Genomic DNA, 23,679 nt, shown 5'->3' with positions numbered 1-23,679 from the left:
CATGGTTAACAATAATAAATAGGGGGCAACATGAGCAAGCCAATCATCGCTGATAACAAGCCGATCAAAGTAGAGTTGAAAGCTGGGCAAGAATATTACTTCTGCCGATGTGGGCGTTCTAAAAATCAACCTTACTGCGATGGGTCTCATTCGGGAACCGGCTTAAAGCCAATGAGCTTTAGTGCGGAAAAAGACGAAGATGCCTATCTCTGCCAATGTAAGAATACCGCCAATGCTCCTTTTTGTGATGGTACACACAAGCGATTTACCGCAGAGCAAGTCGGTAAAGAGGGACCGGAACAAAAGCGAGAGAAAAGAGACAAACCAACGGCGTCTGCTACTCAAGAAGAACCAACCCTCGAGTTTATCCACCAATTAGCGAGAGAAGGACTCTCTAAACTCGGTCATCATGGTCCGATGGCTGCAATGGGGGGTCCTAGGCATTTGCTACCACATTGGGATGCTATACAAATCATGGTGGCGCAAATGGCGACACAACCGTTGTTGGAAGACGTTCCTGTGTCTACCGAGTTGATTGTGGGACCAAACGCGCGTAAGCCGCTCAGACTCGCCATTCCTTTGTTGGTGTCGGACATGAGTTTTGGCGCACTTTCTGAAGAGGCGAAAATTGCACTAGCAAAAGGTGCAGAGTGGGCAGGGACTGGGATTTGCTCTGGTGAGGGTGGCATGTTACCGGAAGAGCAAGCCGCCAATTCACGGTATTTCTATGAGCTTGCTAGTGCTCAATTTGGCTACGACGAATCTAAGCTTCTTAATGTTCAGGCGTTTCACTTCAAAGGCGGGCAAGGAGCAAAAACGGGCACGGGTGGTCATCTGCCTGCAAATAAAAATGTAGGTAAGATCTCTCAGGTGAGAGGCATCCCCGAGGGACAACCAGCGATATCACCACCAACGTTCAAAGATCTTCACACTACTCACGATTTCAGAAAGTTTGCTGACAGAGTTCGTGGCATCACAGGCGGTATTCCAATTGGATTTAAACTCAGTGCCAACCATATTGAGCAAGACATCCAGTTTGCGCTTGATGCTGGGGCTGATTATATCATCTTAGATGGTCGCGGTGGTGGCACGGGTGCGGCGCCAACTATGTTCCGTGATCATATTAGTGTACCCACCATCCCTGCATTAGCTCGTGCACGTAAGTACTTAGATGAAAAAGGCGTAAGTGACCGTGTCACATTAATCATCACCGGTGGGTTGCGAGTTCCTACGGATTTTGTCAAAGCGTTGGCACTTGGAGCAGACGGAGTAGCGATAGCAAACAGTGCGATGCAATCGATCGGTTGTGTCGCCGCTCGCATCTGCAACACCAATAATTGCCCGGCAGGCATTGCGACACAAAATGCCGATTTGAGGCAGCGTCTCGACGTTGAAAAGTCATCCCAGCAACTGAAAAATTTCTTCGAATCCTCGGTCGAGCTCATGCAAGTTATGGCAAGGGCGTGTGGTCATCACGCTCTGAGTGAATTTAGTCATCATGATTTAGCGACCTGGGATCACAACATGGCGAGGCTGTCTGGGATTAAGTATTCAGGTATGGACTTAAACTGATCTCTATCCATATTTTCTACATATAGGTACATGTTTGATAACAATTATTTATTCGCTGAAATGTTTGAAATTTTGACTTGGCGTTAACTAAAAAAACAGTGTATGAACTACGCTGTTTGAGGTGGATATTCGATTTATTGAATAACAAAGAGTGGTTACCACAACCACGACACGAAGGAGCATTATATGAGCAAAGCAAACGGCGGTTCGGTAGGTAAATGTCCAGTTATGCATGGTGGGCAAACATCTACAGATAAGTCGGTGATGGATTGGTGGCCGAATGCCTTGAACTTAGACATCCTGCATCAACACGACTCCAAAACCAACCCATTTGGTCAGGACTTTAATTACAAAGAAGAACTGAAAAAGCTAGATGTCGAAGCACTTAAAAAAGATTTAAAAGATTTAATGACTGATAGCCAAGACTGGTGGCCTGCCGACTGGGGACACTACGGTGGTTTAATGATCCGAATGGCATGGCATGCAGCGGGCAGTTATCGTATTGCGGATGGCCGTGGCGGTGCTGCTACAGGCAACCAACGCTTTGCTCCTCTCAACTCTTGGCCAGATAACGCCAACCTGGATAAGGCTCGACGCCTTTTATGGCCAATCAAGAAAAAATATGGCAACAAACTAAGTTGGGCAGACCTGATTGTCCTTGCCGGTAACATGGCGTACGAATCCATGGGCTTTAAGACCTTTGGCTTTGCGTTTGGACGAGAGGACATCTGGCACCCAGAAAAAGACACTTACTGGGGCTCTGAGCAAGAATGGTTAGCCACAAGTGACGCTGATAACAGCCGCTACTCTGGTGAGCGAGATTTAGAAAACCCGCTTGCTGCGGTAATGATGGGTCTTATCTATGTGAACCCTGAAGGGGTAGACGGTAACCCAGATCCTCTCAAAACAGCACATGACATGCGAGTGACCTTTGCGCGAATGGCAATGAACGATGAAGAAACCGTCGCGCTCACAGCTGGTGGTCACACGGTGGGTAAGTGTCATGGTAATGGTGATGCCGCAAACCTTGGCCCAGAGCCCGAAGCAGCAGACGTTCATGAGCAAGGTCTTGGCTGGATTAACCACAAAACACGTGGTATTGGCCGTGACACGGTAACGAGTGGCATTGAAGGTGCTTGGACAACGCACCCTACACAATGGGACTACGGATACTTCCACCTACTATTTAAGTATGACTGGGAACTGAAAAAGAGCCCAGCTGGCGCATGGCAATGGGAGCCAATCGACATTGAAGAACAAGACAAGCCTGTCGATGTTGAAGACGGTTCTAAGCGCTACAATCCAATCATGACCGACGCCGATATGGCGCTCAAAATGGACCCTGAATATCGTAAGATTGCAGAAAAGTTCCAAAATGACCCTGCGTACTTTGATGACGTTTTTGCTCGTGCCTGGTTTAAGTTGACACACCGCGATCTAGGACCAAAATCATGTTATTTCGGCCCTGATGTGCCAAGCGAAGATCTTATTTGGCAAGACCCAACGCCCGCAGGTAAGACAGACTACGATGTTGATTTAGTAAAAACAAAAATCGAAGCAAGTGGCCTATCCATTAGTGAGTTAGTAAGTACGGCGTGGGATAGTGCGCGTACTTACCGTGGCTCTGACCGCCGAGGCGGTGCAAATGGCGCGAGAATTCGCTTGGCTCCGCAAAAAGATTGGCAAGGGAACGAACCTGAACGTCTAAGACGTGTTCTTGCGGTGTTAGAAAAAATAGCAGCAGAAGAGGGCTGTAGTGTTGCAGATGCTATCGTGCTTGCTGGTAACGTAGGTATTGAACTGGCTGCGCGTGCCGCAGGTCATGATGTTTCCGTACCATTCGCGCCAGGCCGAGGTGATGCCACCCAAGAGATGACGGATGTGGAATCGTTCGAAGTACTTGAGCCTGTTGCTGACGGTTTCCGAAATTGGTTGAAGAAAGACTACGCGGTTAAGCCAGAAGAGCTTTTATTAGATCGTGCTCAGCTTATGGGGCTAACGGCGCCAGAAATGACGGTACTTATCGGTGGTATGCGCGTTCTAGGCAGTAACTACGGCGGTGGAAAAGAGGGCGTATTTACTGACCGAGTCGGCACTTTGTCGAATGATTTCTTCGTGAACCTTACTGACATGTCATATGCGTGGCAACCAGTAAGTGCTAATCAGTACGAAATCCGTGATCGTAAAACCGACGCTGTGAAGTGGACGGCAACCCGTGTGGATCTTGTCTTTGGTTCAAACTCGATCCTGCGTTCGTATGCGGAAGTGTATGCGCAAGATGATAATCAGGAAAAATTCATCCATGACTTCATCGCCGCATGGACGAAAGTCATGAACGCGGATCGTTTTGACTTGCAATAAGTGAAACGATGTTCATCGATAGATGCGTAAACAAAGTTGATGAATAAGTAAGAGAGGCGGGCGAAAAGCTCGCCTTTTTCTTTACCTATCTTTTTACTTTGATTGTTACTTTGATTGAAAATTAAGCTCATTTGAACCATAATAACCGGACCATATGAACCACAGGAGCTTGATATGGCAACTGCAGCATTAAAAAGCTTCAAACCGAAACAACCTCATAAAGCCAATTTCTGGTTTATGTTGGGTATTGAAGACGCTGAAACAGGTCGCACTGATGCGGTTCACAAAGGCTTTGAGCCAAAGGTGTATCGCAATATTGTTGAGCGTGTGAAGCTTTCTCAGAGTGAGTTTCAAAACGTCACATTGATACCTGTTAGCACGATCAAGCGTCGTCTAAAAAACGATGAGCGCTTCAATACGCAAGAAAGTGATGCAATCTATCGATTAGCGATGTTATTGAAACTCGCGACAGAACTGTTTGACGACGAAGAGCGCGCGTTAAAATGGATGAGAGAGAATGTGTATGGCTTAGGTGGAAAACGTCCACTTGATATGGTCTCGACCACGGTGGATTTTGAAATCGTAAAAGATTTGATCGGCCGTTTAGAGCACGGGGTATTCTCGTAATATGAAGCTCTATCGTCTCACACAAAAGAAATTTGCTGACACGCCATTCAGCCCCGTTGGCGCAAAGTTATTTGGAGGGCGATGGAACTCAAAAGGAACCGAAGCCCTCTACTTCTCTGAATCGGAATCCCTTTGCTCGTTGGAAGTGTTTGTGCACGTAAACAACGATCCTGCTATCACCAAACTTTACGATTTATATCGTATTGAAATGCCAGAATACCTCATCGCCACCTTAGATGAAGAAGATCTCCCTGTGACGTGGCGAGCAATACCGGCGAGCGAGTCTACGCAGTACATTGGTGATCAGTTTCTCAATGATCCTCATCCAGAGTTTGCCGCGCTGCAAGTGCCTTCAACGATTTCACCTCGTGATAAAAACTACGTGGTGAATCCAAATCATCCCAAAATGAAAGAGATCATCAAGAAAGCCGAAAAGCTCGATTTCGCGTTTGATCCGCGCATTTTCAAATAGACGCCTAGCTTTGTCTTGCTTTAAAGCATTCAGCGCTTACCTGAGATAAGCGCTGAAGCATAGAAGTTTATTTCCTTGGTTATTGTCGGTCGTAAGTGAACTGTTGCGCTTCATTTGTAGTGTTGAGGTAATGCCCAAGCACCAACTCAGCACCTTTGTAAGATAAATGGCTGTCATCCGTATACATCGCATTGTTTGCTCCAACTCTCATTCGACATACGCCATTTCTGCAAATGGCATCGGTCAAGTCGACAAACTCAACGTGCTCAAATTGCTCAAAGTAGTTCACTAACTTCGCCACGTTTTGAGGGTGATGTTGTTTGGGAGAAAAGTCGCAGGCAGACTCTTCTGTCTCGCCAAACAAACGCGCTTTCCAAAGGCATTCTCCTACCGCAAACGGTGCAGAAGGGGTTGGACCGAAAACGACCACTTCCTTTCCTTTCAGTTCATTCAATAATTTGGTTAATGATGCTTCATAATCGGCTTGTGAAAGCTCTTTATTGAAATTAGAAGAGATAACAACGCGACGAATGGAAGGGGTACTTAGAATGGTATCGACAGCCTCATTGAAGAACTGTCGGCAAGAAATTGAGCCAGCAGCTTCTAGGATGTCGACATAACCGACCGCACAGGAATCTTGAGTAAGTTGCACCACGCCAGTTGGTTTTACTTCAGATAGACGCTTCACGTAAACCATGCTGTGACTATTGCCTAACACAGCAATGGCGGGCTGCGGCGCAGACGAGCACACATCGTTAACGTTGGTGTTGCCGTTGCAATCTAAACCATAACCGTTGTTAACGCGCATGGCCTCGAAAAATGCGCTTCTTTCTGGAAAACCACCGTTTTTATGACCGATAACGCCGAACGTTAGCAAGGGCAACGTCAACAACACAATAACCACGGACGCAGTGCGCATACTCATGGCTTTTCGGCTACGGAACGGCTTTTCAATAAAGCGCCAAGTGAAGTAAGAAAGTACAAAAAGAGTGACAACGTAAAGTGGGATATTGATGTCTTGTGTTGCATCCAACACGTAGCGGTAAAAGACAAATAATGGAATGTGCCACAAGTATAAGCTGTAGCTGATTAAGCCGACGAACACGACCCACTTTAGGCTCAGTAATCTACCGCAGACATTGTCTTTAGAGGCAAACAAAATCACCAACGCGCTACCGATGACCGGCACCAGCAGCGTAATGCCCGCACCATCTTGCGATTTTTCAAACAAAAGCGCGGAAGCCAATATCAAAACGATGCCAATGGTTGCCAGCGTATCGTTAGATTGAACTTGGACTTTTCTCATCACTAATGCGAGTAATGAACCGGTTGCCAGTTCCCAAGCACGAGAGAAGATCATGTAAAAAGCGAAATCAGGATCGTTGCTCGCGTAGACAATAGTCATCAAACTCAGCGCAAATACCGCGATGAAAAAAGTCAGGTAAAACGCGTTTTTGCCACGAGCGAGTAGCATGAGTAGCAAAGGAATGACAATGTAGTATTGTTCTTCAACGCCCAAGCTCCAAGTGTGAAACAGCGGGTTGGCTTGATCTTCTAAACCGAAGTAATTGTGGCCTTTTAAATACAGAAGAATGTTGGATGAGGAAAGAATGGAAGACACTGCAAACTGACCAACGTCTTTGTGTGCTTGCGGCAAAAATAGCCACCAAGACATCAAATAGCTGACGGCGATCACCACCAGTAAGAGGGGGAGTATGCGACGAATGCGTCGCTCATAAAAATCACCAAGGCTGAACTTCTGGTTTTCTAAGTCGTTAATCACGATGGTGGTGATCAAATAGCCGCTGATCACAAAAAACACGTCGACGCCAATAAAGCCACCAGCGAATTGCTCAACTCCTGCATGAAACAAAATCACCAACGTGACAGCAATCGCCCTTAATCCGTCTACTTCTGCTCTGTAAGTCATATCGTGTTGCTCCAACATTCCGTTTAATGAAGTAGAGCAAAATATGAACCAGAAATAATATTTATTTAAATCAGTACCTTAAATTGATTGTCAAAATGAAAATGCTAGATGGGTTAACGAATTCCCAAATTGAATTTCAATATGGAAACCCCATAAAGAATGATCTTAAGAAGCGCTAAATCAAAGAACGTAAAGCGCGAGGCACTTAGACTTCATTGAAAATGATTACGCTAAAGAAACGATGACAGAGAATACGATTCAGGAAAAAATTGCCAGCTTTACTTGTATCGAAGAGGCTTTGAATTACTTCGACATCGAGTTTGATAGCCGATTTATCGAAAACAATCGAACCGAGTTGGTTAAGAGGTTTCACGGCTACTTAATCCTCACTAAACCGGATGATTGGTTTTCAGGTCGTCGTGCTTTAAAGAATGCTTACTGTAAAGTACAACGCAGTTTGCTCAGTAAAACGACGCGCTCTGCGTGCCGAGGTTGTACATCTTGTCAAAGACGTTAATTCTGGTGGCTTGCCTAAAAAGAACCCTGCATCTTGGTGTCACAGGGGGAAGAGCAAGGTTCTTTTGGTTTCGCTATTGGTTTGTCGCGAGTTACGAATCAGCTTTACGTAGATGAATTAACCCGCGTGATACGCAGGGTAGTCCACCAAGCCTTTTTCACCGCCGCCGAACAATGTGGCAGGGTCATGTTCTGCCAGCGGATAGCCATGCTTGATGCGGCTTGGTAAGTCTGGGTTTGCAACAAACGGACGGCCAAAGCCAATCATGTCGACTAAACCACTTTCAATCGCGTGTTGCGCCTTTTCTGCGTTGTAACGACCGGCATAGATCAGTGTGCCTTTATACGCCTCACGAACTGCGGTTTTAAAGTCGTGCGGAGTGTCTGGCGCGTCGTCCCAATCCACTTCTGCAATGTGAATGTAAACCACATTGAGTTTATCAAGCAGCGCTGCAGCGGCGGTGTAGGTTTCGACTGGCGTACTATCAACGGTGCCATTTAACGAAGTGAATGGTGCAAGACGAACACCAACACGCTCTGCGCCAATAGCTTGCGTCATCGCCTCTACCACTTCACCAAGAAAACGCAGACGGTTTTCAATGGAACCACCGTATTCATCGGTGCGATTATTCGCTTCAGAATCGATAAACTGGTTAACCAAGTAGCCATTCGCTGCATGAAGCTCGATACCATCGAATCCGGCTTCTATCGCGTTTAGTGCGGCTTGGCGGTACTCTTCAATAACGTTCTCGATGTCTTGTTTGGTCATTTCACGTGGCTCAACCACGTCGACAAAACCCGGTTCGTCTGTGCCGTTATCGACAAATACTTTCACGTTTTCTGCTTTTAGCGCAGAAGAAGAAATAGGTTGCTCACCGCCAATGTTATCAGGGTGAGTCACACGTCCAACGTGCCACAATTGCGCGAAGATAACGCCGCCTTTCTCGTGCACTGCATCAGTTACTTTTTTCCAGCCAGCAATTTGCTCTGGGCTGTAAATGCCTGGTGTCCATGCATAGCCTTGACCCATTGGCGAAATTTGTGTGCCTTCAGCAACGATTAGGCCCGCTTCAGCACGTTGAGCATAGTAGGTCGCCATCATGTCGTTAGCGATATTACCAGGTTGAGAAGCACGAGAGCGCGTCATCGGAGGCATAACGATACGGTTTTTTAATGAGAGAGAGCCAAGTTGAATGGGTTGAAATAATGCGTCTGTCATAGGAAACCTCGTTATTTTTGAGTTTGGATGAGTTCGATTTGGTAACCATCGGGATCTTTAATGAAGGCGATGTGAGTTTCTCCGCCTTTCATTGGACCTGGCTCGCGAGTAACGTTGCCACCAAGCGCTTTAATTTTTTTGCAAGCGGCGTAAATATCTTCAGACCCAAGTGCCATGTGTCCGAATGCGTTACCCAAGTCGTAACTGTCGGTATCCCAGTTATAAGTTAGCTCGATGGTCGCGCCATCTGGTTGATCAGGGTTACCAACAAACACCAGTGAGTAACGGTATTCTTGGTTTTCAAAACGATCCAAAACACTCATTCCCAGAACTTTTGTATAAAATTCGATAGATTTGTCTAGGTCAGCAACACGGATCATCGTGTGGAGAAACTTCATAAGTCGCCTTTTCATAACGTTGCGTAATCACTATGCAAACCATATCGCCACTCTAAATAAACTGGAAATTATCGTTAATTATTAAAATGATTATTTAGTGTTATGAAAAGCGAGGTTGCTGGCCCTGCAACATGCAAACAAAGATTACTCGCCGTTTCTTTTTAATTGTTGGCATATGCTAATTACTCTTTTGAGAAACCGAGTAACTATCATGTCCACAAACAGCTACTGTCATTACACTCACGAATCTCATCATCAATGTGCGGTTTGTTCTTCAATTAATGTGAATCCGAACTCTTTGGCCGTGAACTACCAATACCTAGCCGATGACTCTGTTGTCGGAGAGTTTCACGTTTTACCGCGTCATCAAGGTTACACAGACCTGTTACATGGTGGTATTGCCAGTTCGCTTCTCGATGGTGCAATGACGCATTGTTTGTTATCTAGAGACATTCAAGCCCTTACGGCGCAGTTGGATGTGCGCTACCATGCACCTATTCAGTTAGATGATCGAGTCACGATTACTGCACACTGTGAAGGTGAACGACGCGGTATATATCAACTGGTGGCTCAATTACGGGTCAATAGCGAAGTTAGAGTGACGGCTAAAGGGAAGTTTATTCGTCCTAAAAAGGCATAAATAAAAACGTGTTCTACGGAGAGGCAATGAAGAAATTTGATGAGCTGTATGCAATTGCGACGAGAAAATCTCAATATGACCAAACCAATACTTGGTTTAAAGGCGTAGAGACTTATCTGGAGGCCATTGGCAAAGAAGTTGATGAAGTCCGCGAAGAGATTCGTGAGGATCGCCTTTGTCATTTGGAAGACGAGTTAGGCGATGTGTTGTGGAACTATCTTAACGTATTAAAAGCGCTGGAAAGAGAAAAGGGTATAGATCCTGAGAAAGTACTCGAAAGAGCCTGCAACAAATACGATCAGCGTGTATCTGCGATTGAGTCGGGACGCAGTTGGGATGAGATAAAACAGCAGCAGAAACAAGCCTTGAACGCAGAGCATGAAGCCGCGCAGTTAGAAGATGTAAAGAGCCAATAACTGCGCTTGGTATTGAAAGGGTTGGTTAATAGGGAATACCTAGTCAGCCCTTGGAACTGTTGACCAACAGTAGGTCACAAGGTGGTTGATCAAGTAACGTGTCTACAGTGCTGCCAGACCAAAATTGAGATGACATGCTTCGTTTACATGCTCCCATAATCAAAATCGACGCTTGTGATTGCTTAACTGCTTTTGGTAACGCCGTTTCAGGGTTTCCTTCCGGTAATAGTAATGGAACTCGCGTTAACTTTTGCGCACTAATAAAATCTGTAATGCCTGCTTTTTGATTGCTTAATATCTCTGCACGATAGCGAGAGAGGTATGGTGCGACGTATCGGCAGTAAACGAGCGTCATTTTCCCGCTTAAGGTTTGTTCTAATTTTGAGCCTCGCGAGACGATGGCTTTATCTACTATCGACTTTTCATCCCCTCGATGAAGTGGGTCGATTGCACAAAGCATGTTGGCGTGAGAAGGCCATGACCGCTCACTCAGTAGCAACAAGTCGCAATCTTGTTGTGCTAGTTCTGTGAGCATCGTTTGAATCTCGTGTTTGTTAAAGTGTCCCACGAGCAGTAAGTCAGTGTGGTCAACAAGTCGTTTCGCAACTTGCTCAACCCAATGGCTCCCTTTGAAATGCTCGTAAGAGAGCGTTGGTGTTTCAAGCTCTTCTTCTTCACAAAGTTCGAAAATTAATGCGTTGAACTTTAAGGTCCAAGCTTCAAACTCAGCTTGTCTTTTTTCTATATGGTCAGAGTTGAAACTGAGAAAATGAGCGAATGCGTGATCTTCACTTCGGCGATGGTCTTCCACTAAAACTACAATAGGCTGGGCCAGCGCTGTCGAAAATTGAATCACTTTACGAAGCACCTTACGACTTGGTAAGGCGGCCTGCTGAGTCAGAAAAAATACAGGTGCCATTGATTACTCCATTATCAAACAAGGCGAATGAGCCTGACACACATTCAAGTCTATACCATGAACTGATGCAGAGGCGTTTTGTTTCTGCGAGCGAAATATAAATTCCGCAATTAAGTCAACTATCGCCTAGAATTTTAACATCAAGAATTCATGCCTTCGGATAGCACATATCGTCAATGCGGCGAATGTGGTAGTGAAAGCTATAGGTAAAAGTAATGATAGATTCCAACCAATTGCAAATTAACCGCAAAGTGCCACATTTGCTTGCTGAGATCATTAAAGCGATAGAATCGACCGAAGACTTGAGCTTTTTGAAAGACTATCAAGAAGCACAGATTGCGAACATTTTGGAGTCGGTCAACATTGCTTACCGTAAACGTGTCATAGAAGCAGTGCCGCCTGAGAAGTATTGGACGGTATTAAATTTGCTCCGATACGACACCGCCAAGCACATTCATCAATCACTCAATAAAGACTTACAACATGAACGCTTGACGTACATAACGGATTCAGAACTGATCATCTTTGCGGACTTTCTACCGACCGAGTTTGTAGATGAATACCTTATTGATCAAAGTGAAGAGTCTGTCGCGCATATCCAACAAGCATTGTCGTATGAAGACAACAAAGTTGGACGTTATGCCGAGCCTCACTTTCTGGTCGCAAACCCTAAAAACAGCGTAGGAGGCATCAAAACCGAGCTGCTAAAACGCGGGCAAAGTCCAGTGCGGTTGATTATTGTGCGTGATGCAAGTGGTGTGATTGGTACGATAGAGCCGCAAACCCTGTTGCTGCACGAGAATCATATCAAACTTACCGACTTGACCGTAGTTACGCCAATCCTAGAAGATATTCAAACGATTCAAAGTGTCAGCAAACAAGTCTCGATTGATGGTGGAGCACATTGGTTTCCTATCATGGCTGGTGGCAAAATTATGGGCGTCTTGTCGATGGCGACCATCGCGATTACGTTGCGCGAACTCAGCCTACAAGCTGTAGTGGCAGAAAACGTACGAAGCGAAGAAGATTTGTTCACACCATTAAGCGTGGCGACAAGGCTAAGAGCACTTTGGCTAGTGATTAACTTGCTGACCGCTTTTGTTGCCTCTGCCATCATTGGTATTTTTGATAATGTGGTCGAGCAAGTCGTTGCGCTTGCTATTTTAATGCCTGTCGTGGCGAGCATGGGCGGCATCGCGGGTAGCCAAACCTTAGCGGTGGCCATTCGAGGTATCGCACTAAACCACTTGCACCAAAGTAACTTGAAGCTATTGGTGAATAAGGAATTAAAAATCGCCACCATTAATGGTTTAATTATGGGATTGGTGATCGCGGGTGTCGTTTACATGGTGTTTGACTCTTGGCCATTGGCACTTATTATTTGCTGTGCCATTTTCCTCAATAGTTTGGCGGCCGCGGCATCGGGTACGTTGATACCATTCACGTTGAAAAAGTTTAACATTGACCCCGCCGTGGCTGGCTCGGTAGTATTGACGACCGTTACCGATGTCGTCGGTTTCTTTGCGTTCTTAGGCTTAGGTGCCATTTTCTTGATATAGATATCCAATTGACGCGTTAACCAGCAGAACCAATCGCACCATTTCCCAACCCAGTATTTTGGGCGAGCTTGCTTCGCTCAGCATTCCTCCGTTTTCCATAACCGATGAACACGTCGTTTCGGTTCTTACTTTGTAAATCTCTTCACTGCTCAGTTCTATTCCCCAAATTTCCCACTACCGATCTCGCTTAACGCTGGCGTGCCAAATGCCAATTTCAAACGCCAGATGATGCCCATTTTCTTGGCTGTATACGCATTACTTCACTCAAACAAAAAATAAGGAAACAATTTTGAATAAACTCATCGTATTCACTGGTGGTCCCGGTGCAGGGAAAACTTCGGTAATCGAACAGCTAAAAACACAAGGCTTTATCTGCGCGCCAGAAACCGGTCGTCACGTGATACAAACGCAGGTTGCCAATCACGGTTCAGCATTACCTTGGAATGACAAACAAGCTTTTCGAGACGAAATGATGAAGGCAGAAGTGAGCAATTACCGAGCTTTCAATGTCCACCAAGGGAATGTGTTTTTTGATCGCAGTATTGCGGACGTATATGGCTACAGTAAGTTGGAACAACTGCCAATCTCGCATGAGCTCATCACGCATTGCCAGACGCTTCGTTATCATTCTCAAGTATTCATTTTTCCACCGTGGACGTCGATATTCAGCAACGACGAAGAGCGAAAGCAAGATTTTTCTGAAGCGGTGGCTACGTATCAACAGATGGTCAACGCTTATCACAAATTTGGTTATCAATTGATCGAAGTGCCCAAAATGTCAGTCGAAGACAGAGTAGCGTTTATTCGCGGCTCAGTCATCGAACGAGGCTGAAAGATGATTGACGCAAACAAATGCGTAAGGCGATTGTGAGCACGACAACAATATGCGTAAAGGGAGTTATTTATACTGGATAAAATTCAATAACTTAATTGAGCATTATGTCTTTTAAATATCTTACCTTATTGCTCGCAACGATGAGTATGAACAGTTTTGCTGATGTGGAGCTGCCTTCGGGGGATGATTGGTTAAACCATGTGACGAATGGCCTAGCCCCATATTGGATGATGGAAAGCGCGCATGGGCAACCTGCGGGGAATTTTCCGACTTTTCGTTGTGATAACGGTGTCATTCTCGACCCACAAAAGCCGTGTGAAGAATTAAACAAAGGGTGGATTAGCCCGCACTTCGATCGCGAGTACACCCGCATGAAATCGCGCCAAACTTACGCTTATGGCGTACTTTTTCATCTTACGGGTGACAAGCAAGCATTAGAGCTGGCAAAGAAAGGGGCTTATTACCTGATTGATCATCTACAAGATGAGAAAAACGGCGGGTTTGTTAGCTTTACGCGTAGTGGGAAACCGGGGATGGAGTGGCAACAACGAACTTCTCAAGACCAAGCTTACGCCTTAGTGGGTTTGGCGATGTACTACTACTTGACTCAAGATCCAAAGGTCGAACAAGCGCTTATCGACCAGCAAGCGTTTATATTTAAACAATACCGACGAAGCGATGATCGCGGTCTGGCTTGGGTTTTGAAAGACGGTGATGGGGAAAGTGCGAAGCAGCAAGAGCTAGTCGCTCAACTTGACCAAATTAATGGCTACCTGTTGTTAACGGCGCCACTTTTACCAGAACCAGCGCAAGCCAAGTGGAAACAAGATCTGGAGTGGCTGACGCAAGTGATGCTGGATAACTACCACTCCGACAAAGAGCGGCGCTTTTATGGCGCGATACACCACAAAGCGGTAATGATGCCAGATGCGAAACACAATGATTTTGGACACACCATCAAAGCGTATTGGATGACGTATCTCACTGGTCAGTTGTTGGAGAATTCCAATTGGACAGAGTTTGGTTTCAAAGGAATGAAACACACACTTAAACAAGCGCAATACCAGCAAAACTTTGAGCAAGTCAAAGCGCTTTTCTCACCAGAATGGCAGAGTAAATGGACGCAAGAGAGCATTCCTGCTTGGCAATCAAGACCATACAAGCACTATAGCTCGTCTTGGGAATGGGCAGAGCTCGATCAAGCGGCGATGACAGTTTCCCTTGTTGATGGTTCGATGAAAGAAACGCTTCAATACACGTTACCCACTTTTATGGATGTATGGGTGGATCATCAATATGGAGGCGTCGGTCTAAGCCCTAAATCAACCAAAGCGTTCCATTGGGGAAATGGTTACCACCAGTTTGAACATGCGTTGGTCGGGTATTTGTACGCGCAACAAATGGCAAAACAGCCTGCCAAGCTTTACTACGCGCGACCAGCAGAGAGCAAAATGCCACTTAATCCGTATTACTTTAGCGCAGACGTAAAATCGTTGTCGTCACAAAGTGATGGAGTCACCATCGCGACATTCACCAATATTCGACCTTAGGTTGGTCGATGGTGATGTGTTAGTTAAAGTCCGCGTAAAAGCCAATAAAGTCCTCCGATAGCAAGGATGACTATTAGCTATCTAGGTCTGTCACTAGATAAGCTTCAAGCAGTAATTGTGTAGGTAATGATCCCTGGGCACTTATAAAAAGCCGTCAGAACCAACTGGTTTTGACGGCTTTTTATTCTATGACAGGTAGAGGCTTCAATTTTCAGCGCTATAGGTCCATGAAAACTTAAGTGAGATTCCAATCACGTCGCATGATCTCACTAGTGTCATTGGAAATAAATGAATTGTTTCTGATACATAGAACGTATTAACATGGTTGCACTGGGTCCATATGAGTAAGCTTATTGAATATACAATTTGAGAGAGAGGGTTTAGTTATTAAAAATAACAGTTAGTTGGAATCTAGGTTAAATGAAAATAAAACTATTTAAAAAGCTACAAGTTGTATTTCTTGTGGTGTTGTTTCTCTAGGTTGTCCAAGCGGAAGCATGATCTAAAACGCTTATTTTATTCAAATAAATGGAAAGAAATGAAAGTGGAATTAAAAAATAACTATTCAGAATCAGAAATAAACCAGCCACCATCGGTACTTCTTGTTACGTCTCTGTTGTGTCTGGCGTCCGTTTGTTGGGCTGCATTGCTGTTGGCCATTGAATATATTGTTGGGATAGAAATGAGTGGTACAGGCTTTCTTAGCACGTTAATCCCAGCCATGAGTGTTGGTTATTACTTCGGCTACAAGACTGGAGATGTAATGCCATCAAAAACAAGATGGTATGCTGTTTTACTGTGGACTTTAGCAAGTTTGGTAGTGTTCTCTCTTATCTTAATGTCGTTAGATATTTCTCCGTTTTATTTATTATCTGAGCTCGGTGGGGTAAGTATTTTTATTGCTATCATAATGCTAATAACGATTGGCATCGCCTACTTAATTTTAAAAAGTGGTGAGAAAATGGCGATTAGAGTATTACTCAAAGCCAAGGAAAGTCAGTAGATAAAATACAACAAACGATTCAATTAGGATCATGACAAGACGCCAGCCATAATGTGCTGGCGTTTTAGTTTCCTGTTTGTAGGATTTTTTGTCTAAAAGGCAAACCCATTTATTGTGTTGTCGTTTGAGTTAATGGTTTATGCCTTGTGCGCAAGATAGCTTAGCAGGTTTATGTATCGAGAAACGTGTGTATAATTCGCCACGAATTACGATTTATAGATATGAAAGGTAAGTATGGCAGTCCTCGAAATTCTCTCCATTCCAGACCCAAGGCTTAAAGTAAAAGCAGAAAAAGTCACTGATGTATCGACAGTACAAACGCTGATAGACGATATGCTAGAAACACTTTACGCAACGGGCAATGGTATCGGTTTAGCTTCAACCCAAGTAGGCAGAAAAGAGGCGGTTGTTGTCATCGATATCTCTGACGAACGCAATGATCCTTTAATCTTGGTTAACCCAGAAGTGGTGAGCGGAGAAAACAAAGCACTTGGTCAAGAGGGATGCCTCTCTGTTCCTGAGTACTACGCAGATGTAGAGCGTTACACGTCAGTTGTTGTTTCTGCACTAGACCGTGATGGCAACCCGATTACAATCGAGAGCGATGAGTTCTTGGCGATTGTGATGCAGCACGAAATTGATCACCTATCTGGTAACTTGTTCATTGATTACCTTTCACCGTTAAAGCAAAAAATGGCGATGAAAAAAGTGAAGAAGTACGTAAAAGCGAAAGCTAAGTAATATGAAAGGAAGTAACTCACAACCGCGAGTTACTTCCTTGTAAGTCAAGAATAGGACGGTAGGGAGAGCGGTTTATCTCTGCTTTTGGGGGACATAACGCTTTACGACCTTCATAAGCTTCTGAAATGAAGAACAGTCCATATGTGACTCATGAGGGCAGGTGGCAACATGGTTTAGGCTGTCTCGCACCGCTTTCAAACGTTTTATTTGCTCATCAATCTCAAGTGCCTTTTTCGTTAGTAAGTCACGATCGATATATGGCTTTGAAACTTCTGATTGATTCAACATTTCTGCCATTTCGTTAAGCGATATTCCAGCGATACGCCCCAAACTAATTAAATTGAGTGTATTGAGTACCTCTGGTGAATATTGGCGTCTCAATCCATTCCTTCCTATCGAGCGAATTAACCCCAGATGTTCGTAATACCTGAGCGTTGAAGTCGGCAATCCTGATTTTCTAACCACTTCTGCAATATCCATATTATTCCCCATTGACTTCAAGTTGGCTTTAAGTTGTAGCATGCAACTAAGACCTTAACAAATCAAAAACTTGAGGAGAGAAAAATGCTGCTTTTAATGGGATTGCAAGCGGTGCTAATAGGGATTGGTGCCACTTTGATAATGGATTTATGGGCATGGTTACAAAGGAGAGTGTTTGGTATTCCTTCATTAAACTATGCGTTGGTTGCGCGCTGGGTTTTGTACATGCCCCAAGGAAAGCTTATGCATGCGCCAATTATGGCGTCAGAGGCGATGCCGGGAGAAAAGTCACTTGGCTGGTTTTTGCATTATGCCATCGGAGTTACTTTCGCTTTGGCTCACGTTACTGTTTTTGGTCATCATTGGTTGGTAGATCCCAGTCTAATGCCCAGCTTAATTACAGGCGTGGTAACGTTGATCTTCCCATTTTTGGTCATTCAACCTTGTCTAGGATTTGGTTTTGCTGCGAGTAAAACCCCAACACCTTGGAAAGCCCGTTTTCTTAGCACATTGGCGCATTTGGGTTATGGTTTGGGTTTATTCATAGCCGGGTTTGCAATCAAAGTTACGAGCCAGTATTTTGCATAGATAAAATGAGCATCATGCAAACGAGTGGTTTTTATCTATGATGCTCAACTCTTGGTTGTTTTTTGCGCTTTGATCATAGTTGACCGATATTTCTAAAGTCTGTTGCATTTATCCAAGACGTAAAGTCGGCGGACATTTAACATTGCCTTAACGTCAGAATGGCAAGCGGTTTACCAAGAAAAACTAAAATTATCTGGTTTGACATAAAGAATATTAAGGGTTTCAGATGGCTTCAAAAGTGGCAGGGATATCAATACTGAGTTTATTGGCAGCGCCAGTTGCGATGGGAGAAACAGCCAGTGCTTATGATTTATGTTTGCTAGACAAAATAAAGCAAAGCAAAGGTGAGGAAACCATAAAGAGCATTCGCGTGCAGTGTGAGCTTGACACAGTAACCAGCACAGTGCCCGCAGATCCAGAAATTGAAGAGCCTGAAGAACTTCAGGAAAGCTTGGTCGACAAGCGTTTGGAATCAGAACGAGAAAACGCGTTCGAACCGTTTAGCCTAGTCGCGCATCGCGTTAACTATATTCTTCCGTTTACGTACAGTGATCGAGTAAATAAACGCGCGTATGCTGACACCAAATACGGCGATGAACTGCGTAAGGAAGAGGCGGAGTTCCAAATCAGTTTTAAAGTACCAATGAACTATGATGACTTGTTGTTTGATGGCGATGGTCTGTTTTTTGGAATGACTCTTAAATCATTTTGGCAGGTATACACGGGTGCAGCATCTCGTCCATTCCGTGAAACCAATTATCGTCCAGAGCTTTTTTACTACACCCCAACTGACTGGATACCACTTGATGGTTCGACTTGGTTAGGTTTTGGTATTGAACATGAGTCTAACGGTCAGAGACAGGAGCTATCGCGCAGTTGGAACCGTGTCTATGCCAACGTAACCTTTGCAAAAGACAATTTTGCGGTTTCTATCCAGCCTTGGTGGCGTATACCTGAAGATGAAAAGACATCGCCTAATGATCCCAAAGGTGATGATAACCCGGATATCGAAGACTATATGGGACACTTTGAGCTATCGAGTGCTTACAAGTGGAATGGTTACGAGTTTACCTTTTTAGGTCGCCAGAACTTTCAAACACATAAGGGTTTTGCAGAACTGGGTGTGTCATTTCCGATTTGGGGCAAAGTTCAGGGGTACGCACAATACTCAGCGGGTTATGGTAAGAGCTTGATCGACTATGATCATAATCAGCAGCGGATTGGTGTTGGTATTGCAATCAACGGTGTTTTGTAGTTTTTCGTAGATGGATAGAAATTAACACTGGCAATTGAAATTTCAATATTTAGAATGCGAGGCTGAAATTGATTTCTAACCTAGAGTGATTTTATGCTTCGTGATTACACCTTCGATTGTCTTGTAACTATGCCTCGCCATGAGCTGGAAGAGTTTAGTGCTCGTATGATCAGTAAAATGGTGCCAGAAGACGTGATGAATGAGCTGTTCACTTTTGATCAAGAAGAAGTGGATAGTGAAGACCGCATGTTGTCTGCACGTCTTGATGCAATGCTACGCATGACAGCAATCGCACTGAGTGAAATTCAACAAGCGTTTGATGACTCAGACAACGCAAAGCAAAATAGCGAGCGAATGACGCGATTGGTGCTTTGGCATTTCTACGCGATCTCATTCCGTTTGGAAGAGGCCATCACGCTAGAAACACACTGTGCTCTAGTGGAAAAACTAATCGAAAATGCACCTTCGGATGTTTTTGCGTGGGTAAAAACATTGACGGAGCTGCTGCACACTTACGCTGAAATCAACGCGAAAGAGAATCCTCAAGACTAAACACCTGTCGTTTATCGTTCAGTAAATTAGAAACAAGGCGAGCCATTTGGTTCGCCTTGTTTTTTCGCGTCAGATAAACCTTCGGGTTTGAAATACCAAACAAGCCTAGACTCAGATTTGTTCGTTCACTAGCGAACGGCGTGATTCCTTCTTACACTAAATCAAGGTGTTTGTTGCTAAACAAGCAAATGCATGACTAAGTCGTGTATTGTTTTCCACTTAAATGCGGATAATTTATGTCGAAGAACCTTCTGGTTTTTAAATTGGAACCGACTATTGAGCGTTCACGCTTTCCAGCTGAGCTTCATCTATCTAAAGGAAGTGAACGATGGATCCGTTAACGCAAGGTTTATTGGGTGCAGCTTTGCCACTGGCCGTGAGCAACAAGCGAAACCTTGCAGTTGTTGGCGTGTTGGGCGTGGTCTCTGGGATGGCTCCGGATTTAGATGTGCTCATCCGTTCTTCAACTGATCCTTTGCTGTATTTGGAATACCATCGCCAATTTACTCACTCGCTCTTGTTTATCCCGTTTGGTAGTTTCATTTGTGCTTTGGTGTTGTATCCATTGTTCGCAAAAAAGCGAGGACTAAGCTTCCGGCAGAGTTGGTTTTACTGCGCGCTTGGTTATAGTACCCATGCGTTATTAGACGCATGCACCAGTTATGGAACACAGCTTCTATGGCCGATAAGCAACACGCGTTATGCTTGGAACACTATTTCGGTAATCGACCCCGCGTTCACACTCCCTATTTTAATATTGCTTTTGTTTGTTGCACTGAAGCGAAGCCCAAACTATGCCCGCATTGCATTTTTATGGTGCCTGGCTTACCTAAGTCTTGGAATGATCCAGCGAGATAGAGCAGAAGTAGCTGGTTGGGAAATCGTCAAAGAGCGACAACACAACGCTGTACAATTAAAAGCCAAACCAAGTTTCAGCAATCTTTTGGTTTGGAAACTAATTTATGAAACGGAAGAGAGCTACTATGTAGATGCCGTAAGGGTGGGGCGTTCAATAAAAATTTACCCTGGCGAATCAACTCCAAAGTTAAATATAAAAGAGCAATTTCCGTGGCTAAACCCGCAATCGCAACAAGCAAGAGACATCGAACGTTTCCGTTGGTTTTCAAACGGTTTTGTAGCGACGGATCCGAATAATGAAATGCGAATTGTTGATATGCGTTATTCCATCGTACCAAACCAAATTAATGCGTTATGGGGCATCAATCTATCCCCAAAAGCCAGCGCAGACGCGCACGTTGAATACACTGCTCATCGAGGAAGTACTGCAGAAGATCGCCAAGTTTTCTTCAACATGCTTACGGATTTTGAGTGATGGCTTTACTTTGGATACCGATGCGGTGTCGTAGTAACCATTACGTAGACTGAAAGTCCTTTACTAGGGTCGGCTTGCTAGCGAAGAAAATCTTGCCAAACAGGGACTTGTACTTCCAGCCAAGAGACAAAAGCCGTTTAGCTAAGTTCTTGTTTTCAATGATTGCAACCTCAACACCTTGGTAGTGGTAAGGATTGCTTTTGATGTAGTCGATAAATGCAGTAAGCACGCCTTGCCCGCGAACGGAGGGTGCAAAGTTGACTGCTACAATAGAAAAGCGTTGGCTACCTGCTGGGCAACGGACTAAACAGTGCCCAAGAGGATGAGTAATAGTCTCAGAAAATTCAGGAAAAGGGCGAGACTCAAGCTCTTGAGAAAGCGCATCGTATCGCTGACATAGATAAGAAAATAGTTGTTTCGCTTCGCTGTTCATATCGGTGCCGCTTTTGTGTTGCTTGGTTTGAAGGCATTGATGTCTCAAACATTGTAACCATAGATAGCAACACAAAACGCGGTAAACTTTTTCAGTAATGATTTCCTATTTTTGAAACCTGAATTGTTACAAATGAAGTTGATTGGGTTTTATATGGTAGTTGTGAACGAGTATTTCTAGTTGAAGGGAGAATACGCTGGTTACTGGATTCTTACTGGAATTCCTTTGTTAAAAGGCGAGCTGCTTGGTTTAATGCCGCTCGTTTAACTGCGAGTGGCATCTTTTGTATTTCGTCACCTTGTACAGCGACGATGGGACATGATGTGGGATCTTCTATCCTAGCTCTTCATGGTCTAAATTATCTCATTAACCACTCAGAGCTAGATTCTTAGTCTCGCCAAGGCTCGCTGGACTGACACAAAAACATCGTTAAACTCCTGTTATTAAATTATTTGGTCCGCCTTTGCTTACTTTTGAACGCTTAACTAGGCGTTACTCCAAGTGCTTAAATTGCAATGCCACAAGTCGCTGATACAACTCACAGCTTTGCATTAATGATTGGTGGTTACCGACATCGACTAACTCGCCATTGTCGAGCACCGCAATTTTATCCGCATGTTGGATAGTCGAAAGACGATGAGCAATAATTAGCGTTGTGCGTCCTTTCATTAGAGCTTCAAGTGCTTGTTGAACGTGATGTTCACTTTCACTATCAAGGGCGCTGGTAGCTTCGTCTAGCAGTAAGATTTTTGGATCTTTTAGAATCGCGCGAGCAATCGCAATGCGCTGCTTTTGTCCGCCCGATAGCCTAACGCCGCGCTCCCCTAAAAAGCTGTGATAGCCCTCGGGAAGCTTCTCAATAAACTCATGGGCATGGGCTTTTTTCGCGGCTTCGATAACTTGTTCATCCGTCGCTTCAGGATTACCGTAGCGAATATTATGGAAAACATCATGGCTAAACAGCGCTGGTTGTTGTGGTACGAGCGCCATTTGACGTCGAAGCTCGTTTGGATCGAACTGTCGAATATCTTCACCACCAAACAACACTTGCCCTTTTTGCGGATCATAAAAGCGTTGCAGCAGTTCGAATAGTGTTGTTTTACCGGCACCAGAAGGGCCGACCAACGCCAACACTTTTCCTTGTTCAGCAGTTAGATTTAATTCTTTGATTGCTGGTTGATTTGGTCGAGAAGGGTAGTTGAAACTCACCGAATTAAAGTTAACCTCAGCAGGCATGTCGGAACGGACAGGCAAATAGTTGCTTGGCGCTTTAATATCACTGTCTACTTGAAGGATCTCAATCAGCCGTTCGGTAGCACCTGCGGCTCTTTGCAATTCACCCATGACTTCGGAAATGGTTGCAGTCGATGAGGCAACCATAATGGCATAAAACACAAATGCGGCTAGGTCACCCGCAGACATTTTTCCGTGAATCACATCGCTGCCGCCTATCCAAAGCATGCCTGAAATCGCGCTGAACACAATCACAATAACGCCTGATATCAGGATCGCGCGCTGTTTTACTCTCTGTCTGCCTACTTCATAAGCTTTTTCCACCTCGACAGCGAAAGCCGCTCGTTCATGCGACTCTGAGCTAAAACTTTGCACGGTTTTAATATGTTCTATCGCTTCTCCAGCGTAGCTTCCGACATCGGCCATTGAGTCCTGACTTTGGCGAGAGAGAGTACGCACGCGTCGTCCATAAAACAAAATTGGCACCAAAACCAAAGGCACAGAAGCAAGCACAATCAGCGTGAGCTTAACGTTGGTAGCGAATAACATAATGATGGCACCAAAACACATCAAAGCGCTACGCATCGCCATCGAGAACGATGAACCAATAATGCTTTGCAGCAATGTGGTATCGGTAGTCAGGCGCGACATTATGTCGCCACTACTGTTAGTCTCAAAATAGCTCGGATGCAGCGTAATCACATGGTTAAACACCGCAAGGCGAATATCCGCACTAACGCGCTCACCTACGGCAGAGACAAGGTAAAAGCGAAAGAAAGTCCCAATGGCAATACACAATGTGACACCGACAATAAACTGAATCGCATTGGTGAGCTCTTGCAATGATTGCTGAGCAAAGCCTTGGTCGATAAGAATGCGCACTCCATAGCCAACGGATAACGTCAAACTTGCCGTCGCGACAAGGGCAACCAAAGCCGCCGCAACCCGCCATTTATAAGGTGCAATAAAGGTGTTGAGTTTAAGAAGAATGCTGAGATTTTTGTTATTTTTTCGGCTCATGAGTGACTCACAAAGCGTTTTAGGTAC

23 protein-coding genes are annotated in these 23,679 nt (G+C 44.7%); 16 read left to right on the top strand and 7 right to left on the bottom strand.

Features of this window, described 5'->3' with window-relative positions; all coding sequences use genetic code 11:
* The first annotated feature begins 30 nt into the window (after window positions 1-30).
* The 4 genes from R7E00_RS12000 (at window position 31) to R7E00_RS11985 (ending at window position 5,032) form a co-directional block, all read left to right on the top strand.
* A complete protein-coding gene (locus R7E00_RS12000; protein ID WP_262606045.1) occupies window positions 31-1,572 on the top strand; it encodes a glutamate synthase-related protein in 1,542 nt (513 codons plus the stop codon).
* A gap of 186 nt (window positions 1,573-1,758) precedes the next feature.
* The gene (gene katG, locus R7E00_RS11995) at window positions 1,759-3,933 is read left to right on the top strand and encodes a catalase/peroxidase HPI (protein ID WP_258628161.1); all 2,175 of its coding nucleotides are present in this window, start codon (window positions 1,759-1,761) and stop codon (window positions 3,931-3,933) included.
* 174 nt (window positions 3,934-4,107) lie between these two features.
* Entirely contained in the window at window positions 4,108-4,560 is a 453-nt protein-coding gene (locus R7E00_RS11990) for an antitoxin Xre/MbcA/ParS toxin-binding domain-containing protein (protein WP_017820987.1), read from the top strand.
* Between the two features lies 1 nt (window position 4,561).
* Window positions 4,562-5,032, top strand: a complete 471-nt coding sequence (locus R7E00_RS11985) for an RES family NAD+ phosphorylase (RefSeq protein ID WP_005376497.1) — start codon at window positions 4,562-4,564, stop codon at window positions 5,030-5,032.
* A gap of 79 nt (window positions 5,033-5,111) precedes the next feature.
* Here the strand turns inward: R7E00_RS11985 and R7E00_RS11980 are convergent, their stop codons facing one another.
* Entirely contained in the window at window positions 5,112-6,962 is a 1,851-nt protein-coding gene (locus tag R7E00_RS11980; RefSeq protein WP_258634074.1) for an acyltransferase family protein, read from the bottom strand.
* Between the two features lie 241 nt (window positions 6,963-7,203).
* Between R7E00_RS11980 and R7E00_RS11975 the strand changes: the two genes are divergently transcribed.
* Window positions 7,204-7,479 (top strand): nitrogenase-stabilizing/protective protein NifW, encoded by a 276-nt coding sequence (locus R7E00_RS11975; RefSeq protein WP_017820985.1) that lies wholly within the window; start codon window positions 7,204-7,206, stop codon window positions 7,477-7,479.
* Between the two features lie 117 nt (window positions 7,480-7,596).
* On the opposite strand, the gene R7E00_RS11970 is transcribed toward R7E00_RS11975, so the two are convergent.
* Together R7E00_RS11970 and gloA are read right to left on the bottom strand one after the other, a co-directional pair.
* On the bottom strand, window positions 7,597-8,697 hold the full coding sequence (locus R7E00_RS11970) for an alkene reductase (RefSeq protein ID WP_258481977.1): 1,101 nt from the start codon (window positions 8,695-8,697) through the stop codon (window positions 7,597-7,599).
* An 11-nt stretch (window positions 8,698-8,708) separates the two neighbouring features.
* The gene (gene gloA, locus R7E00_RS11965; protein WP_213869825.1) at window positions 8,709-9,095 is read right to left on the bottom strand and encodes a lactoylglutathione lyase; all 387 of its coding nucleotides are present in this window, start codon (window positions 9,093-9,095) and stop codon (window positions 8,709-8,711) included.
* Window positions 9,096-9,306: 211 nt separating this feature from the next.
* Between gloA and R7E00_RS11960 the strand changes: the two genes are divergently transcribed.
* Window positions 9,307-9,735, top strand: coding sequence for a PaaI family thioesterase (locus tag R7E00_RS11960; RefSeq protein WP_104976129.1), 429 nt, complete (start codon window positions 9,307-9,309; stop codon window positions 9,733-9,735).
* A gap of 26 nt (window positions 9,736-9,761) precedes the next feature.
* The gene (locus tag R7E00_RS11955; RefSeq protein ID WP_005376487.1) at window positions 9,762-10,151 is read left to right on the top strand and encodes a MazG nucleotide pyrophosphohydrolase domain-containing protein; all 390 of its coding nucleotides are present in this window, start codon (window positions 9,762-9,764) and stop codon (window positions 10,149-10,151) included.
* A 43-nt stretch (window positions 10,152-10,194) separates the two neighbouring features.
* On the opposite strand, the gene R7E00_RS11950 is transcribed toward R7E00_RS11955, so the two are convergent.
* Window positions 10,195-11,070: a universal stress protein gene (locus R7E00_RS11950; protein ID WP_213907689.1), complete on the bottom strand. Its 876-nt coding sequence runs from the start codon at window positions 11,068-11,070 to the stop codon at window positions 10,195-10,197.
* Window positions 11,071-11,285: 215 nt separating this feature from the next.
* Here R7E00_RS11950 and R7E00_RS11945 point away from each other — a divergent pair, with 215 nt between their 5' ends.
* The 5 genes from R7E00_RS11945 (at window position 11,286) to def (ending at window position 16,758) form a co-directional block, all read left to right on the top strand.
* Window positions 11,286-12,629, top strand: a complete 1,344-nt coding sequence (locus R7E00_RS11945; RefSeq protein ID WP_005388752.1) for a magnesium transporter — start codon at window positions 11,286-11,288, stop codon at window positions 12,627-12,629.
* 289 nt (window positions 12,630-12,918) lie between these two features.
* Window positions 12,919-13,461, top strand: a complete 543-nt coding sequence (locus R7E00_RS11940; RefSeq protein ID WP_213866371.1) for an AAA family ATPase — start codon at window positions 12,919-12,921, stop codon at window positions 13,459-13,461.
* Between the two features lie 107 nt (window positions 13,462-13,568).
* Entirely contained in the window at window positions 13,569-15,014 is a 1,446-nt protein-coding gene (locus R7E00_RS11935; protein ID WP_258481978.1) for an AGE family epimerase/isomerase, read from the top strand.
* Between the two features lie 538 nt (window positions 15,015-15,552).
* Complete coding sequence (locus R7E00_RS11930) at window positions 15,553-16,017, top strand: ABZJ_00895 family protein (RefSeq protein ID WP_017635325.1); 465 nt, start codon at window positions 15,553-15,555, stop codon at window positions 16,015-16,017.
* Between the two features lie 234 nt (window positions 16,018-16,251).
* Entirely contained in the window at window positions 16,252-16,758 is a 507-nt protein-coding gene (gene def / locus R7E00_RS11925) for a peptide deformylase (protein WP_017635324.1), read from the top strand.
* A 72-nt stretch (window positions 16,759-16,830) separates the two neighbouring features.
* Here the strand turns inward: def and R7E00_RS11920 are convergent, their stop codons facing one another.
* Window positions 16,831-17,238: a helix-turn-helix domain-containing protein gene (locus tag R7E00_RS11920; RefSeq protein WP_213867686.1), complete on the bottom strand. Its 408-nt coding sequence runs from the start codon at window positions 17,236-17,238 to the stop codon at window positions 16,831-16,833.
* 84 nt (window positions 17,239-17,322) lie between these two features.
* On the opposite strand from R7E00_RS11920, the gene R7E00_RS11915 reads away from it, so the two are divergent.
* From R7E00_RS11915 to R7E00_RS11900, 4 genes are all read left to right on the top strand, one after another.
* A complete protein-coding gene (locus R7E00_RS11915; protein WP_238843165.1) occupies window positions 17,323-17,826 on the top strand; it encodes a DUF2938 domain-containing protein in 504 nt (167 codons plus the stop codon).
* A gap of 226 nt (window positions 17,827-18,052) precedes the next feature.
* Window positions 18,053-19,081: a phospholipase A gene (locus R7E00_RS11910; RefSeq protein ID WP_064354739.1), complete on the top strand. Its 1,029-nt coding sequence runs from the start codon at window positions 18,053-18,055 to the stop codon at window positions 19,079-19,081.
* A gap of 93 nt (window positions 19,082-19,174) precedes the next feature.
* Entirely contained in the window at window positions 19,175-19,633 is a 459-nt protein-coding gene (locus tag R7E00_RS11905) for a hypothetical protein (protein WP_005388759.1), read from the top strand.
* Window positions 19,634-19,961: 328 nt separating this feature from the next.
* Window positions 19,962-20,966 carry a metal-dependent hydrolase gene (locus R7E00_RS11900; RefSeq protein WP_064354740.1) on the top strand — a complete coding sequence of 335 codons (1,005 nt, stop codon included), beginning with the start codon at window positions 19,962-19,964 and terminating at the stop codon, window positions 20,964-20,966.
* Window positions 20,967-21,006: 40 nt separating this feature from the next.
* On the opposite strand, the gene R7E00_RS11895 is transcribed toward R7E00_RS11900, so the two are convergent.
* Both R7E00_RS11895 and R7E00_RS11890 read right to left on the bottom strand, forming a co-directional pair.
* On the bottom strand, window positions 21,007-21,399 hold the full coding sequence (locus R7E00_RS11895; RefSeq protein ID WP_064354741.1) for a hypothetical protein: 393 nt from the start codon (window positions 21,397-21,399) through the stop codon (window positions 21,007-21,009).
* Between the two features lie 492 nt (window positions 21,400-21,891).
* The gene (locus tag R7E00_RS11890; protein ID WP_262606043.1) at window positions 21,892-23,652 is read right to left on the bottom strand and encodes an ABC transporter ATP-binding protein/permease; all 1,761 of its coding nucleotides are present in this window, start codon (window positions 23,650-23,652) and stop codon (window positions 21,892-21,894) included.
* Window positions 23,653-23,679 lie beyond the last annotated feature (27 nt).

Source organism: Vibrio sp. Vb1755 (assembly GCF_033338635.1).
Lineage (GTDB): Bacteria > Pseudomonadota > Gammaproteobacteria > Enterobacterales > Vibrionaceae > Vibrio > Vibrio alginolyticus.
This window is presented reverse-complemented; position numbering and strand designations above follow the sequence as displayed.

Bases quoted from the DNA above. Each gene is read 5' to 3' on its own strand.
- R7E00_RS11935 (WP_258481978.1), top strand. From the start codon at position 13,569: ATGTCTTTTAAATATCTTACCTTATTGCTCGCAACGATGAGTATGAAC.
- R7E00_RS11930 (WP_017635325.1), top strand. From the start codon at position 15,553: ATGAAAGTGGAATTAAAAAATAACTATTCAGAATCAGAAATAAACCAG.
- R7E00_RS11895 (WP_064354741.1), bottom strand. From the start codon at position 21,399: ATGAACAGCGAAGCGAAACAACTATTTTCTTATCTATGTCAGCGATAC.
- R7E00_RS11900 (WP_064354740.1), top strand. From the start codon at position 19,962: ATGGATCCGTTAACGCAAGGTTTATTGGGTGCAGCTTTGCCACTGGCC.
- R7E00_RS11920 (WP_213867686.1), bottom strand. From the start codon at position 17,238: ATGGATATTGCAGAAGTGGTTAGAAAATCAGGATTGCCGACTTCAACG.
- R7E00_RS11980 (WP_258634074.1), bottom strand. From the start codon at position 6,962: ATGACTTACAGAGCAGAAGTAGACGGATTAAGGGCGATTGCTGTCACG.
- R7E00_RS11905 (WP_005388759.1), top strand. From the start codon at position 19,175: ATGCTTCGTGATTACACCTTCGATTGTCTTGTAACTATGCCTCGCCAT.
- katG (WP_258628161.1), top strand. From the start codon at position 1,759: ATGAGCAAAGCAAACGGCGGTTCGGTAGGTAAATGTCCAGTTATGCAT.
- R7E00_RS11910 (WP_064354739.1), top strand. From the start codon at position 18,053: ATGGCTTCAAAAGTGGCAGGGATATCAATACTGAGTTTATTGGCAGCG.
- R7E00_RS11960 (WP_104976129.1), top strand. From the start codon at position 9,307: ATGTCCACAAACAGCTACTGTCATTACACTCACGAATCTCATCATCAA.
- gloA (WP_213869825.1), bottom strand. From the start codon at position 9,095: ATGAAGTTTCTCCACACGATGATCCGTGTTGCTGACCTAGACAAATCT.
- R7E00_RS11890 (WP_262606043.1), bottom strand. From the start codon at position 23,652: ATGAGCCGAAAAAATAACAAAAATCTCAGCATTCTTCTTAAACTCAAC.
- R7E00_RS11970 (WP_258481977.1), bottom strand. From the start codon at position 8,697: ATGACAGACGCATTATTTCAACCCATTCAACTTGGCTCTCTCTCATTA.
- R7E00_RS11950 (WP_213907689.1), bottom strand. From the start codon at position 11,070: ATGGCACCTGTATTTTTTCTGACTCAGCAGGCCGCCTTACCAAGTCGT.
- R7E00_RS12000 (WP_262606045.1), top strand. From the start codon at position 31: ATGAGCAAGCCAATCATCGCTGATAACAAGCCGATCAAAGTAGAGTTG.
- def (WP_017635324.1), top strand. From the start codon at position 16,252: ATGGCAGTCCTCGAAATTCTCTCCATTCCAGACCCAAGGCTTAAAGTA.
- R7E00_RS11985 (WP_005376497.1), top strand. From the start codon at position 4,562: ATGAAGCTCTATCGTCTCACACAAAAGAAATTTGCTGACACGCCATTC.
- R7E00_RS11975 (WP_017820985.1), top strand. From the start codon at position 7,204: ATGACAGAGAATACGATTCAGGAAAAAATTGCCAGCTTTACTTGTATC.
- R7E00_RS11955 (WP_005376487.1), top strand. From the start codon at position 9,762: ATGAAGAAATTTGATGAGCTGTATGCAATTGCGACGAGAAAATCTCAA.
- R7E00_RS11990 (WP_017820987.1), top strand. From the start codon at position 4,108: ATGGCAACTGCAGCATTAAAAAGCTTCAAACCGAAACAACCTCATAAA.
- R7E00_RS11915 (WP_238843165.1), top strand. From the start codon at position 17,323: ATGCTGCTTTTAATGGGATTGCAAGCGGTGCTAATAGGGATTGGTGCC.
- R7E00_RS11945 (WP_005388752.1), top strand. From the start codon at position 11,286: ATGATAGATTCCAACCAATTGCAAATTAACCGCAAAGTGCCACATTTG.